This is a genomic window from Enterococcus canis NBRC 100695, assembly GCF_001544375.1.
Classification (GTDB): Bacteria; Bacillota; Bacilli; order Lactobacillales; family Enterococcaceae; genus Enterococcus_H; species Enterococcus_H canis.
This window is the reverse complement of sequence record NZ_BCQJ01000035.1, coordinates 1-1,470: the sequence shown is the minus strand read 5'-3', so window position 1 is coordinate 1,470 and position 1,470 is coordinate 1. Positions and strand designations below refer to the sequence as shown.

Sequence of the window (1,470 nt, the reverse complement as noted above, 5' to 3'; positions counted from 1 at the left end):
GGGTTTGTCAACTAAACTGTGGAAGTTAAATAGTTAAGAGTTTTTAACCACCATAATTCTCTCGGCTATTTTGAAATCAGATAAATTTTGATCGGACACATAGTTGAATAAACCTACCGTTGTTACGGAAGGTAAATCGCATACTTTTCAATTCTAGAGGAGAAGGTCTCGTTAATCATTAACTGATTAAGCACCATAGCCCAGTTTTGAATTCGACCACCTGACCACTTCGCGTGTAATTCTTTCGTGCGTAAATAAAGTAGTTTTAGGAGTGCATTCTCATTAGAGAACGCTCCTTTTTTTGTGACTTTTCTGAAGCTGGAGTGGACACTTTCAACCGCATTGGTAGTGTACATAATTTTTCGAATGGCACTACCATAATCAAATAGTTGTTCAACATGTGCAAAGTTCCGTTTCCAGACATCTACAGCACCAGAATAATGAGACCACCGATTTTGAAAACTGCCAAAAGCAGCATGTGCAGCGTTTAGAGAAGAAGCACCGTAGAACTTTTTCATATCTCGGCAGACTTCCTTATAGTCCTTACTTGGAATATAGCGCAATGCATTTCGAACAAGATGAACAATACAGCGCTGAACAATTACCGATGGAAAGATCGCTTTTGCGCCTTCTTCGAGGCCAGAAACACCGTCCATCGAAATGAAAAAGACATCTTCGACACCACGTGCTTTCAGTTCATCAAATACTTGCATCCAGCGATTTTTAGATTCTGTTTGATTTAACCATAATCCTAGAATCTCCTTATTTCCTTTGAGATCATAGCCAAGAATGGTGTATACAGCATATTCTTTGGCTTCATAATTTTCTCGTAAAGTAACATACATACAATCAACGAATAGAAAGGCATAACACTTTGCTAGGGGCCGGGCTTGCCATTCTTCCAATTCAGGAAGGACAGCGTCAGTGATATCTGAAATCATTTCATGGGAAATATCAAAGCCATAAATATCTTCGACGGTTGCGGCAATATCTCGTTGACTCATTCCTCGTGCATACATGGAAAGAACCTTCCCTTCGATGTCGGAGACATCTCGTTTTCTCTTAGGAATTAACTCTGGTTCAAAGGAAGCTTCCCGGTCTCTAGGAACATCAATAGCTACTTCACCAAAACTGGTTTTAAGCGTTTTAGTTCCATAGCCATTTCGACGGTTATCGTGTTCCTTAGGCTCTTTAGAATGGGCATCATAACCTAAATGATTATTCAATTCTCCTTGAAGCATTTTTTCAAAAAGGGGCCCAAACACATCTTTCAAAGCATCTTGCATGTCATCGACAGATTCAGGTTGATAGGCATTCAGAATGGATTCAGCCAACTTTTCGGCATCAGGATTTCTTTTCTTTCTAGCCATCGTGTAATCACCTCTTGATCTTATTGTAGAAAAAGAAAAACCGCGAAGCAACCACCTGCCTAGGATTAATGGTTACTTACACGGTTTATATTACACTCTC

Annotated in this window: 1 protein-coding gene; it reads right to left on the bottom strand. The window is 39.7% G+C overall.

Annotated features, from left to right (window positions below):
• Positions 1 to 122: 122 nt before the first annotated feature.
• Positions 123 to 1,370 (bottom strand): IS256 family transposase, encoded by a 1,248-nt coding sequence (locus tag ECA01S_RS13740; protein ID WP_010743568.1) that lies wholly within the window; start codon positions 1,368 to 1,370, stop codon positions 123 to 125.
• Positions 1,371 to 1,470 lie beyond the last annotated feature (100 nt).

Coding starts and splice junctions, on each gene's coding strand:
- ECA01S_RS13740 (WP_010743568.1), bottom strand. CDS start 1,370: ATGGCTAGAAAGAAAAGAAATCCTGATGCCGAAAAGTTGGCTGAATCC.